Here is a 25,447-nt window from a genome sequence, read left to right on the forward strand (position 1 = left end):
GGGAACGTTATGAAGTTATTAGAACAAATTGAAAAGTGGGCTGCAGAAACGCCTAATCAAACCGCTTTTGTTTGGCGAGATGCGAAAATTACGTACAAACAATTAAAGGAAGATTCTGATGCGTTAGCACATTGGATTTCTTCTGAGTATCCAGATGATCGTTCACCAATTATGGTGTATGGCCATATGCAACCTGAAATGATTATTAACTTTTTAGGTTGTGTAAAAGCTGGACACGCTTATATTCCTGTAGATTTATCTATCCCAGCTGATCGTGTACAACGTATCGCTGAAAATTCTGGTGCGAAATTACTTTTATCGGCAGCTGAAGTAACTGTAACTGATTTACCAGTTCGCATTGTAAGTGAAAACAACTTAAAAGATATTTTCTTTACTCATAAAGGGAACACTCCAAATCCTGAACATGCGGTAAAAGGTGATGAGAATTTCTACATTATTTACACATCAGGAAGCACAGGTAATCCGAAAGGGGTTCAGATTACTTATAACTGCCTTGTTAGCTTTACAAAATGGGCTGTGGAAGATTTTAACTTACAAACTGGGCAAGTATTCTTAAACCAAGCACCTTTCTCATTCGATTTATCTGTAATGGATATTTACCCATCATTAGTAACAGGTGGTACACTTTGGGCAATCGATAAAGATATGATTGCACGTCCAAAAGACTTGTTTGCTTCTTTAGAGCAATCGGATATACAAGTATGGACTTCAACACCATCTTTCGCTGAAATGTGTTTAATGGAAGCATCTTTTTCTGAGAGTATGCTACCAAACATGAAAACATTCTTATTCTGCGGTGAAGTGTTACCAAATGAAGTAGCTAGAAAATTAATCGAGCGTTTCCCGAAAGCAACAATTATGAATACGTATGGTCCAACAGAAGCTACAGTTGCTGTAACAGGTATTCACGTTACAGAAGAAGTGCTGGATCAATATAAATCACTTCCAGTTGGCTACTGTAAATCAGACTGTCGCCTTCTTATTATGAAAGAAGATGGCACAATTGCACCTGATGGTGAAAAAGGTGAAATCGTAATTGTTGGTCCTAGCGTAAGCGTTGGGTATTTAGGCAGCCCTGAATTAACAGAAAAAGCATTTACTATAATTGACGGCGAGCGTGCCTATAAAACAGGCGATGCTGGCTATGTAGAAAATGGTCTTCTATTCTATAATGGTCGTCTTGATTTCCAAATTAAGCTTCATGGTTATCGAATGGAATTAGAAGAAATCGAACATCATCTTCGTGCGTGTTCTTACGTAGAAGGGGCAGTTATTGTTCCCATTAAAAAAGGTGAAAAATACGATTATTTATTAGCGGTTGTTGTTCCTGGAGAGCATTCGTTTGAAAAAGAATTCAAATTAACATCTGCAATCAAAAAAGAACTCAATGAGCGTTTACCAAACTACATGATTCCACGTAAATTCATGTATCAATCTTCTATTCCAATGACACCAAATGGAAAGGTAGATCGCAAAAAATTATTGAGTGAGGTTACAGCATGACCGCATATGGATCATTTTATTTTTTCGCTATAGTGGGCATTTTATTAATACCTACTATCATAGCTGGATTAAAAGGTAAAATGTTGCGTAAATATAATGCCGTTTTAACATTAGTCATGCTTGCTATTATCTTCTCTGATAAACCGAAGCAAGCAATTATGTTAGCCGCATTTATTATTTGGCAATATGTCCTTATTAAAGGCTATTTAATTTTAAGAAAACAAAATAATAGTACATTCACATTTTGTATAGCTGTTATTTTATCAATTTTGCCACTTATTTTGGCAAAAATCGCACCATTTGTACCGGAGCTAAAGTTTGTTGTATTTTTAGGAATGTCTTATGTAACATTTAGAGCAGTACAAATGGTATTTGAAGTTCGTGATGGCTTAATTAAAGAACTTTCCTTCTTCAATTTTTGGGAATTCGTTTTATTCTTCCCAGCTATCTCAACCGGACCTATCGATCGTTACCGAAGATTCCAAAAAGATATTCAAAAGCCACCTAGTGCAGAGGAATATCAAAACTTACTATATACAGGACTAAACCGTATTTTCCAAGGTTTCTTGTATAAATTTATTATCGCTTACTTAATAAAGCAATATTTTATGGATCCAGCATTCGCGCAACATGACACAATCCTTTCGAATATGATTTACATGTATAGCTATAGCTTATATTTATTCTTCGATTTTGCTGGTTATAGCTCATTTGTAATCGGTGTAAGTTATATGATGGGGATTAAAACGCCAGAAAACTTTAATAAACCATTCCTTAGTCGTAATATTAAAGACTTCTGGAACCGCTGGCACATGAGTTTATCATTCTGGTTCCGTGACTTTATTTACATGCGTTTTGTCTTTTTTGCAACGAAGAAAAAGTTAATTAAAAACCGATACACAATTTCGTATATCGGTGCATTTTTAAACTTCTTCATCATGGGAATATGGCATATTACTGGTGAGCATGTGTATCAATACATTATTTATGGTCTTTATCACGCTGCCTTGTTCATCCTATTCGATATTTTCGAACGAAAAAACAAGAAACATAAGTTTTGGCCAAATAATAAATTTACGCATGTCCTTTCGATTGTAATTACGTTCCACGTTGTATGTTTCGGTTTCCTAATTTTCTCTGGACACCTTAACAGATACTTTTAATGCACCCTTCTTATTTCATTAAGAAGTTGCACATATAATATATTTCGGATATAAAGGAGATTTTAAAAATGGCAGAATTCAAAGAGCAAGTATTAGATATTTTAGAAGAAGTATGTGAAAACGATATTGTAAAAGAAAACTTAGATGTTCAATTATTTGAAGAAGGTATTCTTGATTCTTTCGCTGTAGTATCTTTATTAGTTGAATTCCAAGAGCGTTTAGATATTGAAGTTTCTATTTCTGATTTTGACCGTGACGAGTGGGCTACACCAAACATGGTTATTAAGAAGTTGGAAGAAATCCGATGAACAAAGCAAAATTTGGTCCGATGCTTTTAGCATTGGCCCTTTTTGCTGTATTCTTACTTATTCCAACGCGCTTCCTACTCCCACTTTTAAGTGATGAAAAAGTAGAACAAGCTGCGACTTCTTTAAAAGAAGAAAAGATTCAAAGTATGATTTTACAGCAAAAGATGTTAGCAGACCCGAAATACCTTCCGATGTACGGTTCATCGGAATTCGCACGTATGGATGCTTTCCATCCATCGAATTATTTCAAAGTAAAGCCTGAAGGATTTACACCATTCCTACTTGGACGCGGCGGAACACAAGACCTTGTACATGTGTTAAACTTCGCATCTACAATGGATCAATTGAAAGATAAGAAAATGGTATTCGTTCTTTCTCCGCAATGGTTTGTACCACAAGGTATTGATGAAACGCACTTTGCACCTAACTTTTCAAAACAACAAGGTTATCACTTCATTTTCAACGATGATTTAAAACCTGAAATGAAAAAACAAATTGCAAAACGTTTATTAAACTTTGAGATTGTTAAAAAAGAAACTTTATTAAAAATTTCACTTGAAGGTATCGCTTATGATGATACGAAGCATAAAGTAAAGGCACTTGCTGCTAAACCTTTCGCTTATATTTATCGTAACATTTTAGATCGTAAAGACTTGTTTACAGCAATGTTCAATATTAAACCGCATAAAGAAAAACTTGACCCTTCATTAAAACAAATGAACTGGGAAGAGGCTCGTAAACATGCAGATCAAACTGGTGCAGTAGAATCAGGATCGAACGAATATGGTATCGAAGATGATTACTTCAACAGCAAAATCAAGAAGAAATTAAAGCAACGTGAAGGCTACTTAAGAAATGATGCTTATGATCAATCGCCAGAATATGAAGATTTACAAATTGTACTTGATTTATTAAAACAATCTGGTGCAAAACCACTCTTCATTTCTGTTCCTGTGAAAGGTCCTTGGTACGATTACGCTGGATTCCCGAAAGAGCGCCGCGAATTGTACTACAAGAAAGTTCATGAGCAAATTGAGAAAGCTGGTTATCCAATTGCCGACTTCTCAAATCATGAGTATGATAAATACTTCTTAAAAGATCATATGCACTTAGGTTGGAAAGGCTGGGTTTACATTGACGAGGCCATCCAACAATTTTATAAAGCAAACTAAGAAAAAGACCACTTGAATTATTCAAGTGGTCTTTTTCTATATACATTTTGTAATTGTTCAATTACGTTATCTGCTTCTGCCATGACACGCTCCACTACGTTCTGAGCTGATTCTATTCGCGCCAATGATGATGCTTGTCCCGCCCAAAGTGACATGTATTCACCTTTATTTTGCTTCGCTGCTTCTTGGCGTACTTTAGAAGTTAATACGTTTTGCACCGGATACATCGGAAGCCCATCTTCTTTTCCTTCATGTCTTTCTATGAATTCATTACGAATGCCCCGTGCATATTTCCCGGAAAACGCACGGGTTACTGTTGTGCTCGTATCGGTGCTTTGTAAGACAGCCTCTTTATATACATCATGTGTAATGCTTTCTTTACTCGTTAAAAAGGCTGATCCCATTTGAACAGCCTCTGCCCCTAACGTAAATGCAGCAACAAGTCCTTGTCCGTTCATTACACCACCCGCTGCGACAATCGGGATATGCGGGACTGCGGCTACTAATTGCGGGATTAACGCAAACGTACCAATCATAGCATCTTGTTCTTTCCCAATAAACGTTCCTCTATGCCCTCCTGCCTCGCTACCTTGTCCAGCGATAATATCTACCCCTAGCTCGGCAAGTGCTTTCGCTTCTGCTACATGAGTAGCTGTTCCGATAACTTTTATTCCTCTCCTTTTTAAGTCATCTATTTCTTCTTTTTCTAACGTTTGAAATGCAAAGCTAGCAACTGGTACCTTTTCTTCTAATAACACTTGCAATTGTTCTTTATAACTTTTCGGCAGCTTTAAAGTTTGCTCTTCCTCTATACCTAATTCTCTATTCACTCCAGTAAGTAATGCTTTTGCCTCGTCTACCTTCTCTTCTTCTATCTGTATCTCTTTCGTTAACAGTAAATTAACACCGAAAGGCTTATCTGTTAATTCTCTTATTTTATAAATCGCTTCACGTATTTGTTCTGGGCTCATATACCCTGCTCCAAGCGTACCTAACCCTCCGCTATTGCTTACAGCTGCAACAAGTTCTGGCGTCGTAATCGCACCTGCCATACCAGCTTGAATGATGGGATACTTAATTTGTAATATATCTATTACTCGACTTGTAAACATCATTTTCCCTCCTATCCCCCTTATATCTTCTTTATTTGACAAGCTTTCCCCTTCTTTTACAAGGGTTGAACTTCCTCTCCAGCGAATATATTGAAAGAGAAGGAGGCTGAGAATAATGATTTATCCAAATGCATTAAAACAAGGTGATACAGTAATGATTATTGCCCCGTCTGGCCCACCAACACTTGAGAATGTATTAAAAGGTGTAAATGTATTAAAAGAGATGGGATTATCCGTAATAATTGGGAAGAGTGTTTATGAGAAGTATGGATATTTAGCCGGAAGTGACCAAATTCGTCTTGATGATATACATGAAGCCTTTACAAACAATGAAGTAAAGGCAATTTTCTGTGCACGAGGTGGTTACGGAAGTGCCCGTCTCCTCCCTCACATTCAATATGAAATCATTAGGCAAAACCCAAAAATTTTTTGGGGATATAGTGATATTACAGCTTTACATACAGCTTTTTCACGTTATGCAAAGCTCGTTACTTTTCATGGTCCAATGGTTGAAGAATTAGGAAAAGGTATAGATTCTCTCTCTTTATCTTCTTTCAATCAACTATTTCATCCTTATTCCTCTATCTTATCTGCATCAGAATGTATCGTACCTACCTCTCCCTGTACAGTTACAGGCACATTAGTGGGAGGAAATTTAACTGTGTTAACGAGTATAATTGGTTCTCCCTATGAAACAAATACAGCCAATAAACTTTTATTACTTGAAGATATTGGAGAAAAACCGTATCGCATTGACCGTATGTTAAATCAACTACTTTTATCTGGACAGTTTAATGAGTGCAGCGGTGTTATTTTTACAAGTTGTCATGACTGTACTCCTTCTAAACCATCCCAGTCATTGCAAACAATATTATATGAATACTTCAAGCCATATCATATACCTGTACTATTCGGTTTACCAATTGGGCATATAAGTCCCAACATCGGTATTCCTCTTGGGGCTACAGCGACAATAGATACAAATAATAAAACACTCTCCATTTCTTCCGGCGTAGCCACTCCATGTTCAAACTAAAAAGGAAAAGCTATTAAGCTTTTCCTTTTTAGTTATAATAATTAAAAATTCGTCCAGATGCGATGTCCGCAATTTCTTCTGGAATAAATGTTTTACTTATATCCGTACCAACATTTAATACAGCTGTTGCATCTTTCTCGATACTACCAAATAATTCTTTTCCACGTATCGTAACAAGGGGCGTACCTTCTGGCAACACGTCTTTTACAAATTCCAATTGTGTAAAGAACGGCACGATCCATCTACCCTCTCCTTGGAAATGACGCAAACGAAGTGTTCCTTCTGTTGCGCCGTCCTCTGCTTCTAGTGAACCGGCAACATAAAACTCCGTTGATAGGAGCAATTCATAAAATTCTTTTTGCTTTTGTTTATTTTCCCCTGCTACAACAAGTACTTCTTCTATTTTCTTTACTGGAATTTGCTTCATATGATGCCACCCCTATTTTCAAAATGATTATACTTAGATTATACGAAATATTCTTATTTTTTTCTACATAATTCCGTAATTATTTTTTCAAAATAATTTTAATACTTCTTTTGTCGTCACAATCGTTGCAAATTCATCATGCAAATTTACAAGTGTCATATTATGAATAACCTCTGCACTATATGTTACACCATCTGGACCTTTTCGATTGAAAGTAGCAGTCGCATCGTTCACTACATACGTTGTAAATCCTAAATTACCTGCCATCCTTGCTGTAGTTTCCACACAATGATTTGTCGTTAATCCTACAATTACTACTGCATTGCATTTTTTCTCTCTTAATTGTTCTTCTAAATTTGTCCCAATGAACGCGCTATTAACGGATTTCCTGATAATTATTTCATTTGGCAGTGGTTGTACCTCTTCTTTAAAGTTTACCGTTTCCGCCCCTTCATAAAACATCGACTGAACATTTTCTTTATTTACATGTTGAATATGAAAAACTGGTCGCTTCCTCTTTCTCCATTCTTCTAATAAACTTTTCATATTTTCTTCGGCAAAAAGATTATTTCTCTCGCCCCAGTATGGTAATTGAAACGCTTTTTGTACATCAATTATGATCAGTGCTGTTTGATTTGTCATCATTCTCTCCTTAATTAGGCTGTAATTGAAATAGAAAACCAAGTTGCTGCGACGCAGTAATAAAACAAATATAAGCACAAAGCTCTACAATTTCTTTTTCCGTCCAATATTGTTTTAATGCACAAAACATGTTATCATCTATCGCCTTTTTATCATGGACAAATGTATGCGCAAAAGTAACAGCTACACTAATTTCTTCTACCTTTTGCATATCATCTGGTCTCCCCTTTGCCATGCAGTACGGACATTCATTCCCGTACGCTAATGTTCTTCTGACTTGTTCCTTCAACTCTGCCGAAAGAGTTCCTTTATTATACAGTGTATTTTCTAACGTACTCCACGAATGTAATATATCCCGATTATGCCCTAATAATTTTTGAAACTTTGTATCTCCTACATTTGATAATGAAATTCTCTCCATCATTTCCCCTCCTATTTTCTTCTATTTTATTGTAAAATAAATAAAGTTCTCTTTACATTTCATATGAATCTTAATTTATATTTTTCCTTTACAAAAATTATCATTTTACTGGAGGTATATTTACAAATGCAATTAGATCGTGTTGATCGTAAAATTTTAAATGAATTATATAATGATAGTCGCCTTTCGATGCGCGAATTGGCCAAACGAGTAAATTTATCCGCTCCATCTACTGCAGAACGTGTTCGTAAACTCGAAAATGAAGGAGTTATTCAAAAATACACAATCGACATTGATTATAAAAAAGCAGGACTTGTCTTAGATTGTATTTTAGAAATCACTTTAAAAAATGGTGACACAACACGTATGCAACAGTTTATTCAGTCTTATCCATCTGCAAGTTTTTGTTACCGAGTAACAGGAAGCTTATGCTACATCGTAAAGATTTCTGTCCCTTCACTCGTTGAACTTGAAGAATTTATCAATGATGTTTCTTCATATGCAACGACAGTTTCTCATATCGTATTATCAGAAGTATCTCTTACTCCGGACATTGAACATATATTCCCAGAAAATTAATTAATTTTTATTCAAAAAAAGATAAAAAACCCCTTACAATAAGAATAAAAATAATATATTATGTATTAAAATACATAAAGTTCGAGAAAGGGGATTTACATTGAAAATCTGGTTTTATGAAAAAACGGCACAATTAGACGACTTGCTTGGTATTTGGGACAATGTTCCGACTATCCCTCGAATTGGTGAAAAAGTGGAGCTTTTAAAAACAGTCCGCACTGTTACAGATATTAAATATGTAAAGAACGGTAATAATTTTCGTGTAGAAATTATTACGAATTAAAAACATCTCTCCTTTTGTATAGGAGAGATGTTTTTTAATTATCGATTATACGCTTTCTTTATAACAATTGTATCTTCTTCTACAGAGATTGTTACATAATCCTTTTCTTCTAACCGAAGCTTATTTACAGCCTCATCTGGTAGCTCTACAGCCATCAATCTATCTGTTACAATGACTTGACTATACACTTCATTCTCTTGTGATACATTCACTACTTTTTCTTCATTTATAAAGCGCATCGGTGGCACACCAACTTCTTTTACTGTACGCCATTGTTTCCATATGTAAGGAATTAACCAAAGTAATCCGACAATGGTAAGACCAATGCCGATCCATAAATTACTTTGTGCCTGCAATTCAGTAATTGAAATTGCATCACTTCCCTCTCCACCTACAAATTGCATACTTGTTGCAATTAAATTATTTAAAGCATGCACCGCAATATTCGTCCATATATTTTTCGTCTTTATGTATAAAAGGCACATAATAACACCAAACATGAATGCACCGATAACATCAAAATGTCCTAATCCAAAAATAAGCGAAGATACAATAACAGCTCGTTTAATACCCCATTTATAAGCCATTCGCTGTAAAAAGAAGCCCCTAAAAATAACCTCTTCCATAATAGGTGCTAATACACATGCTGAAATGAAAGTAAATATCGTCATATATACGTTACTCATATTAATGACATTTCCGCCTTCTAACATAGTAACTAAGAAATTAGGTAACGTATGCGCTAATATGTAAAATTGAATATGAGATATACCGACTGAAAAAATCATTCCCATTATCATTGCTAATACAATGAGTCCCCACGGTAAACGTCCTGGCTTATCAAAAAAACTTTGAAACACAACATTATTTTTATTTGCTTTTACGTACAACCAAAATAACGGAAATACAAAAAATACAGTTATTTGTGTAATAACCTCTAACGTGTTATCAGAAACATTGGATAGCTCTAATGGAATTATCGTAAGGAACAACCCTATAATCATCCATCCAAAAAAACTACGTAGCCTTATACGTGAAAATGCATATTGCAATGTTGAACACCTCCGAAGATAGTAAAAGTAAAACTTCACTCATCGTTTTATAGGAAACTCCTCGCCTAAAAATGGCAGGATAACTAAATAATACTATGAGCATAGTTGAAATTCTTCCTATTTTTCTCAAATGCTTTCTAACAACATAACTAGCAATCTTTTTATTTAAAATGCCATATCACTTTTCTTTCATCTGACATCTACTAGAAAGTTATGTAATAAAAATCCCCGTTTTTACAAGCGAGGATTTCTTTTATTATAATACGTCACGTTTTTGGAATAATGCACTTGATGCTACAAGTAATACAACAAAATATACAGCTACAAGTAATAATGAAGTTGTGAATGTGAATTCTGTGAATGTTGGTTCCATTCCGCCGCTTACTAATTTATTGCTGTCGTAAGCTCTTAAATCCAAATGGAAGAATACTACAAATTTCGCTACACCTTTTGCAAACATTATTAATACCATATTAATTACTCCTTGTAAGAAATATAAGAACAACGTAATAATTAATGGCAATACGGATTTTCTAAATACATTTGCTAAGAAAAAGGCAAGTGTTGCAAAGAAAAATGGTGATACAAGCTGATATAATACCGTTTTTAAAACAATTCCTAACGTTAAATCTGTTTTACTACCATCCATTACAATGCCACCAATAATCGTTGCGATTAACATACCGGCAAATACGATAAATAGCATCGCTAATAACACAGTAATATATTTAGAAAATAAAACTGTAAGTCGTTTTCTTGGACGAATTAACAATTGTTTAATTGTACCTTTTTGAAACTCATCAGTAAGAGTACGGGCTGCAAGTGTGATCCCAAAAATTGTTGCGAATAAAATAATTAAACCAATCTCTGAGTTTACATAATCTAAATAAGCCCCCTTAAACTCATTACCTTTTCCCCACTTCATCATTGCTAAAGTTCCTAAAATTTCGAGTGCCGCAATGACACCAATTAAAATGTACATACCTTTTTTCGCATGCAACTTTAAAAATTCATTTTGAATTAATTTAAACATTACGCTTTCACTCCCCCTGTAATCGCTAAGAACTCATCCTCTAACGTTTTATTTTGAACAGTAACTCCGTATACTAGCACATCGTCATTCACAAGCCTTTTTACAAGCTGCGGAATTTCTTCTTTCGTTACAGATACTACAATGACATTTCCTTGCGCCTTGCCTTTAATAATTTCATTTGCTTTCTGTACTTGATCTACTTCAAACGCTACAACTACTGTCTCATCATGTTTCACTTGTTCGTGTAAGTTGTACTCTTGTACAAACTCACCTTGCTTAATAATAACGACGCGATCACACATGAGTTCAATTTCACTTAATAAGTGACTTGATACGATTACGGCAATATTTTCTTCTTTCGCTAAACGTTGTAAATAATCACGAATTTGGCGTATACCAGCTGGATCTAATCCATTTGTCGGCTCATCTAAAATTAAGATTTTCGGCTGATGAAGCAATGCCTGTGCAATTCCTAAACGTTGTTTCATACCAAGGGAATATGTTTTCACTTTTTTATGAATCGCATGCTCTAATTCAACAAGCTTTACAATTTCAGCAATGCGCTCTTTACTAATTGGTGTAATTGCCATGTTCGCAAAATGCTTTAAGTTTTGCATTCCTGTCATATAATCATATAGCTCAGGATTTTCTACAATCGCTCCAATCTGCTCTAGCGCTTTTTCACGCTCCGTGCGAATACTATGTCCACAAATTGTAATATCGCCCTCTGTCATTGATATAAGACCTGTCATCATACGAATTGTCGTCGTTTTACCACTACCGTTCGGTCCAAGGAAACCGTACACTTCTCCCTCACGAACCTCAAATGATAAACCACGAATAATTTCTGTTCTACCAATCTTTTTTCGAACATTTTCTAATTTTACTACTACGTTTCCCAATGGTAATTCCTCCTTTAAACTTCTAGTTTTTTATCGATAATATAAGCAATTACATATACTATTAGAGCACTAACAATTACCATAAAACTTATATTAAAAATGTTTAATCCATTTTCTTGAAACATATCAATAAACAGGCCTTTACCTTCACTACGATATTCTACTCTTCGCAATCCCTGGAAAGCTGGAGCTAATTTTCCTAGCAATGTTGTCACTAAAGTAATCGCTATACTTACGATTAGAGAAATAATGACAATCAATATTTTTTGTATCTTTTTCTTCTTAGTAAGCAATTTAACGAGAGTAACTACTAAGAAAATTTGTAACACCGCAAATAAAAACTCAAACAAATCACTCATTGTATATATTAAATTCTTTATTATACCTGCTTGCATAATCTCTTGTGTATCTATATATACATACGTCGTAGGAAATGCTAATACATAACCTACATAGAAAAGAATTCCACATATGCCATACCATATGGCCATTACAATAAAAAAGTAGATAAGGATAGAAAAAACATACTGTTTCCCAGATATCGCTGTAACCCGTAACAATGGATTTGTTAGTAAACGTGAACACGACTTCATCGTTTGTAAAAACATATACAACACATAAAACATGAAAATAATAATAATAAATCCGAATATCGCGTCTTGTTTCACAACAGCTGTCTCACTCTTTTTTACAATCATTTGTGAAAATAAAATCGCTTCAATTAACACAAAAATTAAAAAAGTAACAATATATTTTTTCTTATTCACATTCCATAAATAAGAAAGTAACGACTTCACTTACTAAACACCTCCTTAAACAACTCATGAACTGCTTTTCCTCTCTGAAAACGGAGATCTTCTACATTCTCATATAGCACAATTTCTCCATCTTTTAAAAAGATCACTTCATCAAAAATATTTTCAATTTCATTTATTAGATGGGTTGAAATTAACATTGTACAATCTTCTCTATAAAACTGTAATATTAACTTTAATACATGTTCTCTAGAAACGAGATCAATCCCGCCAAGCGGCTCATCTAGTACGTATAATTTAGCTCTCCGAGAAAAAGTTAAAATGATTTGAAGCTTTTCAACCATACCTTTTGATAATGCTGTAATTCTCTCTTCCAGTGGTATTTTAAATTCCACTATCGTATCTACCGCTTTTTGAATATCAAAGTCCTTATAAAAATCACGATAGAAAAATAAAGAATCTTTTACAGTCATCCAGTCATCAAAGACTGGCTTATCAGCCATAAATGAAACGATTCCTTTCGTCTCTAATCCAACTTTTTTACCGTTAATTGCTATGCTACCTTCAGAAGGGTGCTGCAAGCCTGCAATCATTTTTAATAACGTCGTTTTCCCGCTTCCGTTATCTCCAACAAGCCCAACGATTTTTCCTTTTGTAATCTCTATGTTTAACTCACGAATCACTGCTTTTAATCCGTACCGCTTCCATAAGTTTTCTATTTTTAATAGCTCCGTCATTCGCTCTCCTCCTTCTTCTCATTTAATGAAGAACGAAGGATTGTAAGAATTTCGTCTTCTGAAAAACCTAAATTATCCATTCCATCTATAAAAGAGTGAAGTAATTCTTTCGCCATATCTTTGCGTAGCTCCATAATTTTCTCCCCTTCATTTGTTACATATCGTCCCATTCCTCTACGCGTTACAACAACACCGTCACGTTCTAGCTCTTGAAATGTGCGCTGTATCGTATTTGGATTTACTTGTAATTCGCTCGCTAATTCACGTACAGAGGGAATTTTATCGCCAGGTAATAAATGACCCGTTACGATTTCTTTTTTTATGTATTCCATTACCTGAATGTAAATTGGTGTATTTGGAGAAAACTCTATTTTCATTTCTTCCCTCCTTTTGTATCAGTGTACTAGTTAAATAGTACACTAGGACAGACTATATGTAAATACTTACAAATAAAAATGTAATAAAAAGGCAGTGTAACTCTCGTTACACTGCCTTCTTGGAATCAAAACTAGTAACCCAATTAAACGAAGCAACATGATGGCTTTACTAGTTTGAATTCATATATAATCTTATACAAAAATTATTTTACTTGCGCTAGCACAGATTTAAACGCATTAATGACTGTATCTACCTCTTCATAACTAATTGTAAGAGATGGCTCAATACGAATTGTTTTTGAATTAATCAATGTTCCCGCAACAAGAATGCCTTGATCAAACATTGCCTTTGACACTTCATAACCAATCTCGTCTTTATGGAATTCAATACCAATCATTAAACCTTGACCACGAATTTCAAATATTTTATCTTCATGTCCTTCTGCTGCTTGTTTCAATCCTTTTAAGAAATACTCCCCAACTTCTGCAGATCGTTCCGGTAATTTCTCTTCCAATAATACATGAATTGTTGCAATGGCAGCAGCACATGCAAGAGGATTTCCTCCAAACGTTGTCGTATGCATAAACGGATTTTCAAACCAACTTTGGAATACTTTCTCTTTCGCAACAATAGCTCCCGCTGGCATTACACCTCCACCAAACGCTTTCGCAAGACAAATAATATCCGGCACAACATCATATAAATCTGCTGCAAACATTTTTCCTGTACGCCCCATTCCAGTTTGTACTTCATCAAAAATAAGGAGCGATCCAAATTCATCACAAAGCTCTCGCACTTGTTTCAAATAATTCTCTGGAGGTAAAATTATTCCTCCTTCCCCTTGAATTGGCTCTAAAATAACTGCTGCAACATCTTCTCCCACTAATTCACATGTCTCAAATGTTTTTCTCATCATATCAATGTCGCCAAATGGAACATGACGGAAACCCGGAATTAATGGTAAAAATGGTTTACGGAACATTCCTTTTGCCGTTCCAGATAAAGAACCAAGACTCTTACCATGGAAAGCACGAGTTGTAGAAATGAAAGTTGTTCGTTCACTATACATTTTTGCTAGTTTTAATGCTGCCTCTACGCTTTCTGTTCCACTATTTGTAAAGAAGGAGTATTTCAAATCACCAGGTGTAATATCCGCTAAAATCTTTGCAAGAATTGCTCGAAGTGGATCTAGTAAATCCTGGCTATGCAATGCTTGACGCTTTAATTGATCTGTCACAGCTTTTACTACTTTTGGATTACGGTGACCGACATTGTAAATTCCGAATCCACCTAAACAGTCAATGTATTTTTTACCATTAATATCCATAAAACAAGATCCTTCATCTGACCATTCTACTGCTGCAAATTGTCCATCTTTTGTTACTGTCTTTCTATAAGCAAGAAAACCTGGGTTCACATGCTCTCTAAATCCATCTACTGTTTCTTTTTGAATCCAGTTCGCCTCTTCTTCAGAAACCTTTTCTTTTTCAATTAACTGTAGTACTTTCGTAATATACTCATTTACACTTGAATCTTTTACATCTTTCTCATTCAATTTATTTTTCACATTCGTTTCCATCTATTTCACTCCTACATTCTTTTTATTTGCAAACCAACCAATAGGTTCTACTTCTAGATTTATATTAATCTGCTTAATTTCTTGAAATTCCTCTAAACCAAACGTTCCTAGGCTACGACCTATACCACTTTGTTTATATCCACCCCAAGGTGCCTCATTGTATGTTGGATGATAGCTATTAATCCACGTAATTCCTGCACGAAGCTTGCGAATCACACGCATTGCTTTTGCACCATCAACCGTAAATACCCCTCCAGCTAAGCCATAATCTGTGCCATTTGCTAACTCAATTGCTTCCTGTTCATTTTTAAACTTTTGAATTACTACAACGGGACCGAAAATTTCTTCCTGTACAATGCGCATATCGGGTTTTACATTGACAAAGACCGTTGGTTCAATAAAGAAACCGTCGCCTTTTCCATCTGTCAGTATCCGCTTACCCCCACAAGCAATTTCTGCCCCTTCGTCTTTTCCAATTTCAATGTAGCGTAATACTTTTTCCATATGTTCTTGACTTACAAGTGGTCCCATTTCTGATTCTGGATTATCACCCGGCCCAACGTTAATTTGCTTTGCTCGCTCTACAAAACTATTAACAAATTTATCGTAAACGCTTTCTTCTACAAGGATTCTAGATCCTGCTGAACATACTTGTCCGCTACCTGCATAAATACCAAATAAAGCGTAGTCAACGGCTGTTTCAAAATCCGCATCTGCAAAAATAATATTTGGAGATTTCCCTCCAAGTTCGAGCGAAATCTTTTTCATGTTATCTGCTGCCGTTCTCATAATGTGCTTACCTGTTTTTGTTCCACCTGTAAAGGAAATCATATCCACTTTATTACTTGCTGCAATTTCATTCCCTACTGTTGGTCCTGCCCCCATCACCATATTAGCAACACCTTTTGGTAACTCTACTTTGTCAAGGATTTCGAATAACTTTGTTGCAGTGATTGGCGTCACTTCAGAAGGTTTAAACACAATTGTGTTTCCAGCTGCTAAAGCAGGTGCAATTTTCCATACACTCATCAGTAACGGATAATTCCATGGAACAATTAATCCACAAACACCAACTGGTTCTCTTACAACCATTGCTTGCATCGGATCAGCTACATGATATGTTTGTCCATCTGGCTTTGTAATCATCCCAGCGTAATAGCGAAAACAAGCCGCTGCATCTCCAATATCTCCTTCTGCTTCACGGTGCGTTTTTCCATTATCCATTGTTTCAAGACGCACTAGTTCTTCTATATTTTTATCAATCTCATCTGCTATTTTAAATAAATAAGACGCCCTTTCAGCAGCCGATGTTTCTGACCAAATTCCGCTATCAAAAGTCGCTCTTGCCACTTCTATCGCGTGTTTTACATCCTCAATTGTTCCCTCTGGTGCATATGCTATACCCTTGCCATTCGCAGGGTTAATAATCGTTCTTTTCTCTAGATTACTAGACTCTTTCCATTCACCGTTTACATACATTTTTAAATCTAGCACTATATTGAATCCCCCTTTATCAATCGTTTATATATTTATAAGCAATTTTCATGCCAATATTTCAAATACAAAGGAATCATATAAAGTGAAACTTTATTCAGTGAGGGTTTTGTTCATCCCCACTGTTTATAAGCCCACACCAATCGGGCTTTTACGGGCAGCAGGGCTTCCACCTAACTTCTTTGCCTCAGCCGAATTTTAAGGTGGGAGTTTTACTGCCCGGCAAATAGCGGAATAAAAACTAACTATATTCTTACATGTAACAAAAAAGAGTTATGCATTTTTGCATACACTATTCCATTTTGCATAAAACAGAACATCCGTCAGCGCCACTATCATCTTTTATTTCATTGAATTTTTAGATGATAGCACATAATACCCACAAACAGCGGAAAACTCAGTAAACGAGCAAAAAGGAGAAGTCTATGCGACCTTCTCCTTTTTAGGAATATGAGATGATATCAGCCTCTATCCCTTTTTCGCTAACAATTTTTTGATATTTTCGACTCACTGAAGATTGGCTGATTCCAAGAGCTTTTGCAGCCTTAGTCGTTGTTTTATGCTGCTTCATTGCAAGCAAAATCAGTTGTTCTTCTACAGAATTTAGTGCTTCTTGTAACGGTAATACTCTTGTAATAACTGGTTTTGATTTTTTAAAATCATAGCCTGGTGTCAAAAACTTACTAACAAACTCAGCTTCAATTACTAGATCGTCTGCTGATACTACTAAGCGTTCAATCATATTTTGTAATTCACGTACATTTCCTGGCCATGAATAAAACTCTAGTAAGTTAAGTGCATCCGGAGTTAAATGATAATTTTTATTATATTTTTCATTTAACTGTTGTAAGAAATGAAAGGCAAGTACTGGAACATCTTCCATTCGTTCTCTTAGAGGAGGAACTTGCAATGGAATTACATTTAAGCGATAAAATAAATCTTCGCGGAATGTTCCAGCTTCTACCATCTTTTCAAGACTTTTATTTGTAGCAGCAATAATTTGTACATTTATTTTCGTAGGTATTGTACTTCCAATAGGAATTACTTCTTGTTCTTGCAAGACTCTAAGCAATTTCACTTGCAAATGTAAGGGCATTTCTCCAATTTCATCTAAAAATAAAATACCTTGATCAGCTCGCTTAAAATATCCTTCTTTTCCGTTTTTATCCGCCCCTGTAAATGCCCCTTTCGTATAACCAAATAGTTCACTTTCTAACAATGTTTCTGGAATTGCCCCGCAGTTTAATTTTAAAAATGGCCTTGAAGACCGATTTCCAAGTTGATGAATTGCCTGGGCAATTACTTCCTTTCCAACTCCCGATTCTCCAGAAATAAGAACGTTGGAAGAAAAATCTGCTATTTTTTTAGCTTGGTTAATAATCTGCTCCATTTTTGGACTACAGTAAATAAGCTTCTTAAGAAAGCGATCTTTATTTTTAAAGTCATCTAATTCCTTCTTATATTGCTCTGATATCTTCTTTATTTCATGTAATTCCGTCTTCAATCTCGTTGCTTCTGTAATATCTCTCGAGGCAATAATAATGCGATGAAGCTCTCCACTCTCACTAAATACTGGATTTCCAACCGCTAAGATTTTCCTTCCATTTTTTGTTTCTTGTACAACGGATACCTTTTTTTGTTGTTCCAGTACTAGTCGCGTGACAGATGGACTAAATAATCCTTTCTTTTCTAAGTCTAAAAGATTTTTTCCTAACAGATCCTTCAAATTACTTCCCCAAAAATCATTGATAATGGTTTCACTATAACGAATCAATTCCCCTTTAGGATTAACAACTAATATTTCATCATATATACTAGACAATATTGCATGTAAATCTTTATTTAAATCCTTTATATATTCAATTTCCATCGCCATGTCCTCGACCATTGGCAAATCTTGTACAATAATAACCATTCCTTCAATACTTTGATCAAAGTTTGGAATAGGACTATAGTCAACTAATACACCCATCTCATTTGTGAGTTGTAATTGATTCAAAATCGTTTTTCCTGTTGCAAATACGTTATTAATATGTTCTTCATTAAAAATCTGTTCTGCTGGTACATTCATAACTTTTTCAGGAGTTGATTTAATCATCTTCAAGCCAGATTCATTGCAATTTACAATTTTCTTTTCACGGTCCACTACAAAAATCCCCATTGGAATAGACGTTAAAATAATTTTCAGTATATCAACACTCTGATTTTCTTGTTTAAATAGTTCTGCAAAAACATCCTCTCTTCTTATATATCCTGTTAACTCATCCATTTCATTTTTTACTATAGCAATTGGCGCTCCAATAATTTGAAAAAGAGCTGTTAAAGAAATATCTTTACTAAGATGACATATTGTATCTAGCGAAACAGCATTTGAAAGTAATAGCTGGGAAGTTAATCCATCACTGTTTGACAGCAGATCTTTAACATGAACGTATGCAAATAATTTTTCTCCTCTTTTTAAAAACAGAAAAGATTCTTTTATATTTTCAACATCTATATTCCATTCCTTTTCAAATTGATCAATAGATAGAGAAACAATAGGTCTAATTTTTTTATGAGCAATGGAAAACATTCTGCTATTCCTCCTTTGAACGACTTAATTTGTATTGTATCATTAAATACAGATTTTTTTAATTAATCTGAAAATAAAACATTTCTTCCTTTGTTTAATAAAGTGAAACTTTAATCAGTGGTGGTTTTGTACATCCCACCGATTATTATCCCGTAAATAGTGGGATAAAAAAAGAAGATGAACACCTCCATCTTCCTCATTGTTCTATCATTAATCACTACCACTAACGAAAAGGTCTTCTTGAATATACGCTAATACCATACCTGGAATTACTTTATCTCCTGCCTCTACTTCTAAAGATTGAACTTCTCCGCTACATCCTATTTTAATTACTTCTAGTTTACCATTCATATCTTTAATAGAAAATAATGGCTCCCATTCATAAACTCGAGAATCCTTATTAATAGACACTTTTTCAATTGTTCCATAGCATGGACTCGTAATAATATCATAGTACATAATCAATCATCCCTTTCTTTTATTCTATTAATATTGTTCTTCTAACCTTTGTGACTGAAGAATCATATGGAAAAAGCTTTGAAACTCTTCTATATCTTCTCTCTCAATTCCTAGCCTTGGTGCCCAATATTGTTCTTCTCCAATATCTTCTTGACTTAATAAAATCATTCTCCCATTTTGAATAGAAGTAACCATTGCTTTTCCAAGAAACTGTTGTGAATACGTAACAGCTATATCATAACGATGACTATTCGACAAAATGCAATAATAACCGATTGGTTGCCTCTCCACTTCTTCTAGTAAAATATCTAGTTTCATTTAAGCCCCCCCTTTATCCTTTAGGTTAAAAATGCAACCAACCTCTTAGGCGTGACGCTTCTACAATCTTGCTAACTCCTTCAATATACGCAGCAATTTTCATATTTACTCCAAAGCGTTTAGAAGTGTCAAGTACGTTAGCAAAACTAGTAGTAATTTTCTCCTTTAAACATTGATCAACATATTGCTCTGTCCAGTAATATCCTTGGTTGTTTTGACACCATTCAAAATAAGAAACAATAACACCACCAGAGTTTGCTAAAATATCTGGAACAACCAAAATTCCCTTTTCTTCTAACATAGTTATCGCTTCTTTTGTTGTTGGACCATTTGCAGCTTCAATGATAATCTTACATCCAAGATTTCCTGCATTATGCTTCGTAATCACTCCCCCAATTGCCGCTGGAACGAGTACATCACATTCTTTTTCTAACAACTCCTGATTAGAAATTGTTTTACTAAAGAGATTCGATACTACACCAAAAGAATCTCTGTTTTCTAGTAAATAAGGAACATCTAGACCATCTGGATTATAAATCGCTCCTATAGCATCTGATACCCCCACTACTTTCACACCAATATCATATAGATATTTCGCCAAATACCCTCCAACATTCCCAAATCCTTGAATAATAACTCGCATATTTTGCAGAGGAATTTGTTTTAACTCACTTACTAACTGAAGTGTATACAATACCCCTTTAGAAGTTGCTGTTTCCCGGCCCTGTGATCCCCCTAGCATTAACGGTTTCCCGGTAATAAAGCCTGGAGAGTCAAACTCCCTAATATGATCATATTCATCTAGCATCCAAGCCATAATTTGTGCATTTGTGTACATATCAGGAGCTGGAATATCTTTCGTCGGTCCTACAATTTGACTTACTGCTCTTACATACCCACGACTTAGTAACTCTAGTTCTCTAAAACTCATCTCCTGTGGATTACAAATAATCCCGCCCTTTGCGCCTCCATATGGCAGTCCTGTCACTCCACATTTCAAGCTCATCCAGCCAGCAAGTGCTTTTACTTCTTCTGCCGTAACATCTGGATGGAATCTAATACCACCTTTCGTTGGCCCTGCTGCGTCATTATGCTGAGCGCGATACCCTTGAAATACCTTTGTCGTTCCATCATCCATACGAACAGGAATGCTTACTTCCAAAAAACGCATTGGTTTTTTCAGAAATTCGAATACTTCGTCTGGATAATGTAAAAAATGAAGCGCCTCTTTTAATATTGCTTGAAATTCCTCTAAAGAATTCTCAAGCTCAACTGTATTAGCATGTTTTTCTGATTGAATTGGCACGATAACACCCCGCTTTTATTTTTACTAATTGTATAAAGCAATAATCGTGCCAATTGAAAATACTAAAGTAATCATGTCGTGTCATCGCCTTACTTATGAACCTTTGAATGACTTATGCAATACTGCATGATTAACAAATGTAAAAAGCATCGGAATGTATCCGATGCTTTTTATATTTCCTGCGCTTCTTCAAAGTGCATTTGCGGAGGAGCTGAACGAAACATATTTGTAACATATAGAAGGTATCCAATTCCAATAACAGCCCAGCAAAGCCCCAAAATAAGTGAATGAATATTGAGATTAAACCATAATACTGCTACAGTACCACCACCTAAAATAGGCATCACTAAGAAATTTAAGCAGTCCTTTATCGTTTTATACCTTTTTTTCTTAATTACATAGTAGGAAATTACAGATAAATTAACAGATGTAAATGCAATAAGCGCTCCAAAGTTAATAAGGGATGTTGCTGTTTCTAAATCAAAGAATATAGCGCAAAGCGAAATAACTCCGACGAAAATAATATTATATACTGGCGTTCTCCAACGAGGATGAATGTATCCGAATATCTTCTTCGGAATTACATTATCTCGCCCCATTACATATAATAATCTGGATACACTTGTATGAGAAGCTAAACCAGACGCAAGTGTCCCCATAAGTGTTCCTACTAAAAAGAAGGCTTGAAATAGTTTTCCACCAACATATAGCGCAATTTCTGGAGATGCTGATTCTTTATCTTTAAATACAGATGTATCTGGGAAAAACGACTGTGTAAAATACGTAGTAGTAATGAATAAAACGCCACCGATTAAAGCAGTAAGAAAAATCGCTCGAGGAATTGTTTTCTTCGCGTTTGGTGTCTCTTCTGCAAATGTAGTTACTGCATCAAAACCTAAAAATGAAAAACAAAGAATTGTCGCCCCTGCAACTAATGGTGATATTTGTATATCTGATTGAAAAAACGGCTGAATGGAAAAAATTTCTCCTGTTCCCTCTCCCGCTAATAAACCTTTTATCACTAGAAAAACAAACAAAACCATTACTAGCACTTGAAATATTACTAAAAACGTATTGAAGTTAGCAGTAACATTTACGCTAATAATATTTATAAGTGTAATCAGTAGTACAAAGCCAACGACCCATATCCAATTAGGAACACTCGGAAAAAATGCTGACAAATAAATTCTCGTTAATAGTGCGTTCACCATCGGTAGAAACAAATAGTCCAATAATGCTGACCATCCAACAAGAAATCCAAGCCGTGCACTAATTGTCTTCTGTGTGTACGTATAAGCTGATCCTGCGGTAGGAAAAACCTTTACCATTTTGCCGTAGCTTGCAGCGGTAAACAACATCCCTGCTAATGCAATCAGATAAGCTCCTGGAACATGCCCACCCGTTTTTTCAGAAACGATTCCAAATGTATCAAACCCAACCATCGGTGTCATATATCCGACCCCTAGCATAACAATTGACCAAAGTCCTAATGATCGTTTTAAACCAACTGTTTTTCCCACCTATCATTCCCCCTACTTTCTCTATCTAATTTTCAATTAAAAATTGATACCAAAAGGAAACGCTTTCAAATGACTTTATATACCACACCAAGTATTACAATCTCCTTTTGTTTTTAAATATCAATGCAATTTTCGAGCCAAAATTTCTGTAATTAAAAAATTCAAGTCGAAAAAGAGCATATAGGTGGAATTGGGAATTAATTCTTCTCATTTTTTATTCATTTTGACATAAGTTATTCAATCTCTCATACTGCTACATATAAAACATTAAACTTTATTCCGTGTTTTTTATTTTCACCGCCTCACAAATTTTGCTTTTACAAGATAGAAATATTTTCACAAAATAATATCATTATGTAAACTATACATAGCAAAAAAGCTGTCTTTTCTATAAAGACAGCTTTTTTATAGCACTATATTAAAAATCAAATACGAAGTCATTGTCAGATAACTTTTCAACATTTGTTGCTTTTACGTAACCATTTCCTTTTACAGAGAAGAAATCATGGTTTTTCGTATCTGTACGTAAACCATTTAAAACGATTGGGTTAATTTCTTCTTCTTCAAACTTCGGCTCAAGTCCTAAGTTCATAAGTCCTTTATTCGCATTGTAACGAACGAAACGATTTACATCCTCTACAAGACCGATAGAAGTGTAAATTTCTTCTGTGTATGCCATTTCAATTTCATATAGTTCCATTAATAACTCTTGCGTTTCTTTTTGCACTTCTTGTTGATCTTCTGCAGAAAGTTCCGCAAAGATTTGTTGTGCTAAAATACCGACGAATACGCCGTGAATTGACTCATCACGAATTATTAAGTTAATAATTTCACCACTTGCAGTCAGCTTACCTTGACCTGCTAAGTACAGCGGATAGAAGAATCCACTATAGAATAAATAACTTTCTAAGAATACACTTGCTACCATCGCCATGTATAACTCTTTTTTCGTTACTTCAGGCTTTAATAAACGACGATAATAACTAGTAACAATACCAGCCTTTTTCTCAAGTAATGGATGCTTATCTACCCATTCAAAAATATCATCAATTTCTTCTTCAGTAGCTAACGTTGTGAAAATATGACTGTAACTCTTCGCATGTACTTCTTCCATAGCGCCCATGAAAGCTAATACACTTTTTGCTTGTAAATTTTCAAGATGAACAAGTACAAGTGGCATCCCTTCGCCGCCTTGTTTCGTATCTAAAAGTGTTAAACCACCTAATACACGCTTATAAGCAACTTGCTCTTCTTTTGATAATTGTGCCCAAGTATTTTTGTCAGAAGACACTGCGATTTCTTCTTCTGTCCAAAACTGAGCGATGTTTTGCTTCCAAAACATTAAACTAAAATCATCTTCTTTTTTGTTCCAGTTTACCGCACGCATTCAATCGCCCCTTCTCTAAATAAACATGAAAAATTGATAACTAAGCATGAGCAGGGTTCAGAAAACCCTGCTCATCATGTCTCACTTTTTATATTAAACGGTACAAGCCACACACTCTTCCACGCTTAATTTACGTGTTCTCGTATAATACAGACTCTTTAAGCCTTTTTTATGTGCATAGATGTAGTAACGTGCTAATTCACGTGTTGAAATATCACTATTAACGTAAAGAATTGTACTAATTCCTTGGTCAATATGTTCTTGAATTTCTGCGATTAAATCAATTAGTTTAAACTGATTCATATCGTAAGAAGATTTATAGTACCAGAACGTATCTTTTGATAAATACGGCATTGGATAATATGTTGTCGCATTCGCATACGTTCTTGATTCGATTTGACTTACGATCGGCATTACGCTTGAAGTTGCATTTTGAACGTAACTGATAGATTGTGTTGGAGCGATAGCAAGACGGTATGAATTATATAATCCATTCTTCTGCACTTGCTCTTTTAAACTTGTCCAATCTTCTTTTGTTGGAATATGAATTCCTTCAAATAGTTGCTGAACTTTTTCAGTTACTGGGCTGTAATCTGTCGTTTCATACTTCTCAAAGTATGTGCCGTTCGCATAATCAGACTTATCGAAGTCTTTAAATGTTTCGCCCTTTTCTTTAGCGATTTCCATACTTTTCTCAATAGAGTAGTAATTTAACATCATAAAGAATGTACGAGCAAACTCTTTCGCTTCTGCACTTTCATAACCGATTTTATTTTTTGCTAAATATCCGTGTAAGTTCATTGCTCCAAGTCCAACTGAATGAAGCTCATCATTTGCTTTTTTCACAGTTGGTGCATTCGGAATGATTGTCATATCAGAAACAGCTGTTAAAGCTTCCATTCCTGCATGAACTGCTTCACGAATTTCTTTATTTTCCATCACATTTACGATATTTAATGATCCTAAGTTACAGTTAATATCGCGGCGGATAATGTCATCTGTACCGTAATCATTTATTTCAGAAGTTTCTTGTAGCTGGAAGATTTCTGTCTCGAATGTTCAACCGAGTTCGCTACTCCTCAGTCCGTTGCTCATGCAACTGCTGTATGTCACCATACAGGACAGACTATATCATCACCTACAGCATTACCTGATTAGGTGCTCCGCTTTTCGAACGCCAATCACTTGCGCTCTACTCCCATAAGGGATAGTCGTTAGGCTTTTACTTATCTTAATCTTTCAGAAAGTCTCTTATTACTTTATGTTGTCCGATCACTCTGCTATACAA

Annotated in this window: 26 protein-coding genes; 7 read left to right on the plus strand and 19 right to left on the minus strand. The window is 35.1% G+C overall.

The features are described from left to right. Positions 1–9: 9 nt before the first annotated feature. From dltA to dltD, 4 genes are all read left to right on the plus strand, one after another. A complete protein-coding gene (dltA, locus tag DN410_RS01420; RefSeq protein WP_149175015.1) occupies positions 10–1,524 on the plus strand; it encodes a D-alanine--poly(phosphoribitol) ligase subunit DltA in 1,515 nt (504 codons plus the stop codon). Next, positions 1,521–2,687 (plus strand): D-alanyl-lipoteichoic acid biosynthesis protein DltB, encoded by a 1,167-nt coding sequence (gene dltB / locus DN410_RS01425; RefSeq protein WP_149175016.1) that lies wholly within the window; start codon positions 1,521–1,523, stop codon positions 2,685–2,687. The genes dltA and dltB overlap by 4 nt, the downstream gene beginning before the upstream one ends. Before the next feature lie 68 nt (positions 2,688–2,755). Next, entirely contained in the window at positions 2,756–2,995 is a 240-nt protein-coding gene (gene dltC / locus DN410_RS01430; RefSeq protein ID WP_000807310.1) for a D-alanine--poly(phosphoribitol) ligase subunit DltC, read from the plus strand. Next, positions 2,992–4,167, plus strand: coding sequence for a D-alanyl-lipoteichoic acid biosynthesis protein DltD (dltD, locus tag DN410_RS01435; RefSeq protein WP_149175017.1), 1,176 nt, complete (start codon positions 2,992–2,994; stop codon positions 4,165–4,167). The genes dltC and dltD overlap by 4 nt, the downstream gene beginning before the upstream one ends. Before the next feature lie 17 nt (positions 4,168–4,184). Here the strand turns inward: dltD and DN410_RS01440 are convergent, their stop codons facing one another. Beyond that, complete coding sequence (locus tag DN410_RS01440) at positions 4,185–5,279, minus strand: NAD(P)H-dependent flavin oxidoreductase (RefSeq protein WP_149175018.1); 1,095 nt, start codon at positions 5,277–5,279, stop codon at positions 4,185–4,187. A 115-nt stretch (positions 5,280–5,394) separates the two neighbouring features. Between DN410_RS01440 and DN410_RS01445 the strand changes: the two genes are divergently transcribed. Continuing rightward, the gene (locus DN410_RS01445) at positions 5,395–6,315 is read left to right on the plus strand and encodes a S66 peptidase family protein (protein ID WP_149175019.1); all 921 of its coding nucleotides are present in this window, start codon (positions 5,395–5,397) and stop codon (positions 6,313–6,315) included. A gap of 28 nt (positions 6,316–6,343) precedes the next feature. Here the strand turns inward: DN410_RS01445 and DN410_RS01450 are convergent, their stop codons facing one another. From DN410_RS01450 to DN410_RS01460, 3 genes are all read right to left on the minus strand, one after another. Further along, positions 6,344–6,742 carry an SseB family protein gene (locus tag DN410_RS01450; protein WP_000809713.1) on the minus strand — a complete coding sequence of 133 codons (399 nt, stop codon included), beginning with the start codon at positions 6,740–6,742 and terminating at the stop codon, positions 6,344–6,346. Between the two features lie 87 nt (positions 6,743–6,829). Further along, entirely contained in the window at positions 6,830–7,384 is a 555-nt protein-coding gene (locus tag DN410_RS01455; protein WP_149175020.1) for a cysteine hydrolase family protein, read from the minus strand. 10 nt (positions 7,385–7,394) lie between these two features. Then, positions 7,395–7,805 (minus strand): carboxymuconolactone decarboxylase family protein, encoded by a 411-nt coding sequence (locus tag DN410_RS01460; protein ID WP_255446631.1) that lies wholly within the window; start codon positions 7,803–7,805, stop codon positions 7,395–7,397. Positions 7,806–7,931: 126 nt separating this feature from the next. Between DN410_RS01460 and DN410_RS01465 the strand changes: the two genes are divergently transcribed. Beyond that, positions 7,932–8,384 (plus strand): Lrp/AsnC family transcriptional regulator, encoded by a 453-nt coding sequence (locus DN410_RS01465; RefSeq protein WP_001175488.1) that lies wholly within the window; start codon positions 7,932–7,934, stop codon positions 8,382–8,384. 100 nt (positions 8,385–8,484) lie between these two features. After that, positions 8,485–8,667, plus strand: coding sequence for a DUF3913 family protein (locus DN410_RS01470; RefSeq protein WP_000707110.1), 183 nt, complete (start codon positions 8,485–8,487; stop codon positions 8,665–8,667). 38 nt (positions 8,668–8,705) lie between these two features. Here the strand turns inward: DN410_RS01470 and DN410_RS01475 are convergent, their stop codons facing one another. The 15 genes from DN410_RS01475 to DN410_RS01545 form a co-directional block, all read right to left on the minus strand. After that, positions 8,706–9,719: a CPBP family intramembrane glutamic endopeptidase gene (locus DN410_RS01475; RefSeq protein WP_149175022.1), complete on the minus strand. Its 1,014-nt coding sequence runs from the start codon at positions 9,717–9,719 to the stop codon at positions 8,706–8,708. A gap of 256 nt (positions 9,720–9,975) precedes the next feature. Then, a complete protein-coding gene (locus DN410_RS01480) occupies positions 9,976–10,752 on the minus strand; it encodes an ABC transporter permease (protein WP_149175023.1) in 777 nt (258 codons plus the stop codon). Next, the gene (locus tag DN410_RS01485; RefSeq protein WP_149175024.1) at positions 10,752–11,654 is read right to left on the minus strand and encodes an ABC transporter ATP-binding protein; all 903 of its coding nucleotides are present in this window, start codon (positions 11,652–11,654) and stop codon (positions 10,752–10,754) included. Before DN410_RS01485 ends, DN410_RS01480 begins: the two co-directional genes overlap by 1 nt. A gap of 14 nt (positions 11,655–11,668) precedes the next feature. Continuing rightward, positions 11,669–12,451, minus strand: a complete 783-nt coding sequence (locus DN410_RS01490; protein ID WP_149175025.1) for an ABC transporter permease — start codon at positions 12,449–12,451, stop codon at positions 11,669–11,671. Then, complete coding sequence (locus DN410_RS01495) at positions 12,448–13,146, minus strand: ABC transporter ATP-binding protein (RefSeq protein WP_149175026.1); 699 nt, start codon at positions 13,144–13,146, stop codon at positions 12,448–12,450. Before DN410_RS01495 ends, DN410_RS01490 begins: the two co-directional genes overlap by 4 nt. Further along, the gene (locus DN410_RS01500; RefSeq protein WP_149175027.1) at positions 13,143–13,523 is read right to left on the minus strand and encodes a GntR family transcriptional regulator; all 381 of its coding nucleotides are present in this window, start codon (positions 13,521–13,523) and stop codon (positions 13,143–13,145) included. Before DN410_RS01500 ends, DN410_RS01495 begins: the two co-directional genes overlap by 4 nt. Before the next feature lie 203 nt (positions 13,524–13,726). Beyond that, entirely contained in the window at positions 13,727–15,103 is a 1,377-nt protein-coding gene (locus DN410_RS01505; protein WP_149175028.1) for a putrescine aminotransferase, read from the minus strand. Continuing rightward, complete coding sequence (locus DN410_RS01510; RefSeq protein ID WP_149175029.1) at positions 15,104–16,597, minus strand: aldehyde dehydrogenase family protein; 1,494 nt, start codon at positions 16,595–16,597, stop codon at positions 15,104–15,106. 442 nt (positions 16,598–17,039) lie between these two features. Continuing rightward, positions 17,040–19,169 carry a sigma 54-interacting transcriptional regulator gene (locus DN410_RS01515; protein ID WP_149175030.1) on the minus strand — a complete coding sequence of 710 codons (2,130 nt, stop codon included), beginning with the start codon at positions 19,167–19,169 and terminating at the stop codon, positions 17,040–17,042. Positions 19,170–19,379: 210 nt separating this feature from the next. Beyond that, positions 19,380–19,628 carry a biotin/lipoyl attachment domain-containing protein gene (locus tag DN410_RS01520; protein WP_149175031.1) on the minus strand — a complete coding sequence of 83 codons (249 nt, stop codon included), beginning with the start codon at positions 19,626–19,628 and terminating at the stop codon, positions 19,380–19,382. Positions 19,629–19,655: 27 nt separating this feature from the next. After that, entirely contained in the window at positions 19,656–19,946 is a 291-nt protein-coding gene (locus DN410_RS01525) for an SAV0927 family protein (protein WP_149175032.1), read from the minus strand. Positions 19,947–19,971: 25 nt separating this feature from the next. Beyond that, entirely contained in the window at positions 19,972–21,252 is a 1,281-nt protein-coding gene (locus tag DN410_RS01530) for a Glu/Leu/Phe/Val family dehydrogenase (protein ID WP_149175033.1), read from the minus strand. A gap of 170 nt (positions 21,253–21,422) precedes the next feature. After that, positions 21,423–22,772 (minus strand): APC family permease, encoded by a 1,350-nt coding sequence (locus tag DN410_RS01535; RefSeq protein ID WP_149175034.1) that lies wholly within the window; start codon positions 22,770–22,772, stop codon positions 21,423–21,425. 418 nt (positions 22,773–23,190) lie between these two features. Continuing rightward, complete coding sequence (nrdF, locus tag DN410_RS01540; RefSeq protein WP_149175035.1) at positions 23,191–24,159, minus strand: class 1b ribonucleoside-diphosphate reductase subunit beta; 969 nt, start codon at positions 24,157–24,159, stop codon at positions 23,191–23,193. Between the two features lie 93 nt (positions 24,160–24,252). Continuing rightward, a complete protein-coding gene (locus DN410_RS01545) occupies positions 24,253–25,203 on the minus strand; it encodes a ribonucleotide reductase large subunit (protein ID WP_073990709.1) in 951 nt (316 codons plus the stop codon). Between the last annotated feature and the right edge of the window lie 244 nt (positions 25,204–25,447).

The sequence above is a fragment of the Bacillus sp. SH5-2 genome (assembly GCF_008368905.1).
Lineage (GTDB): Bacteria > Bacillota > Bacilli > Bacillales > Bacillaceae_G > Bacillus_A > Bacillus_A luti.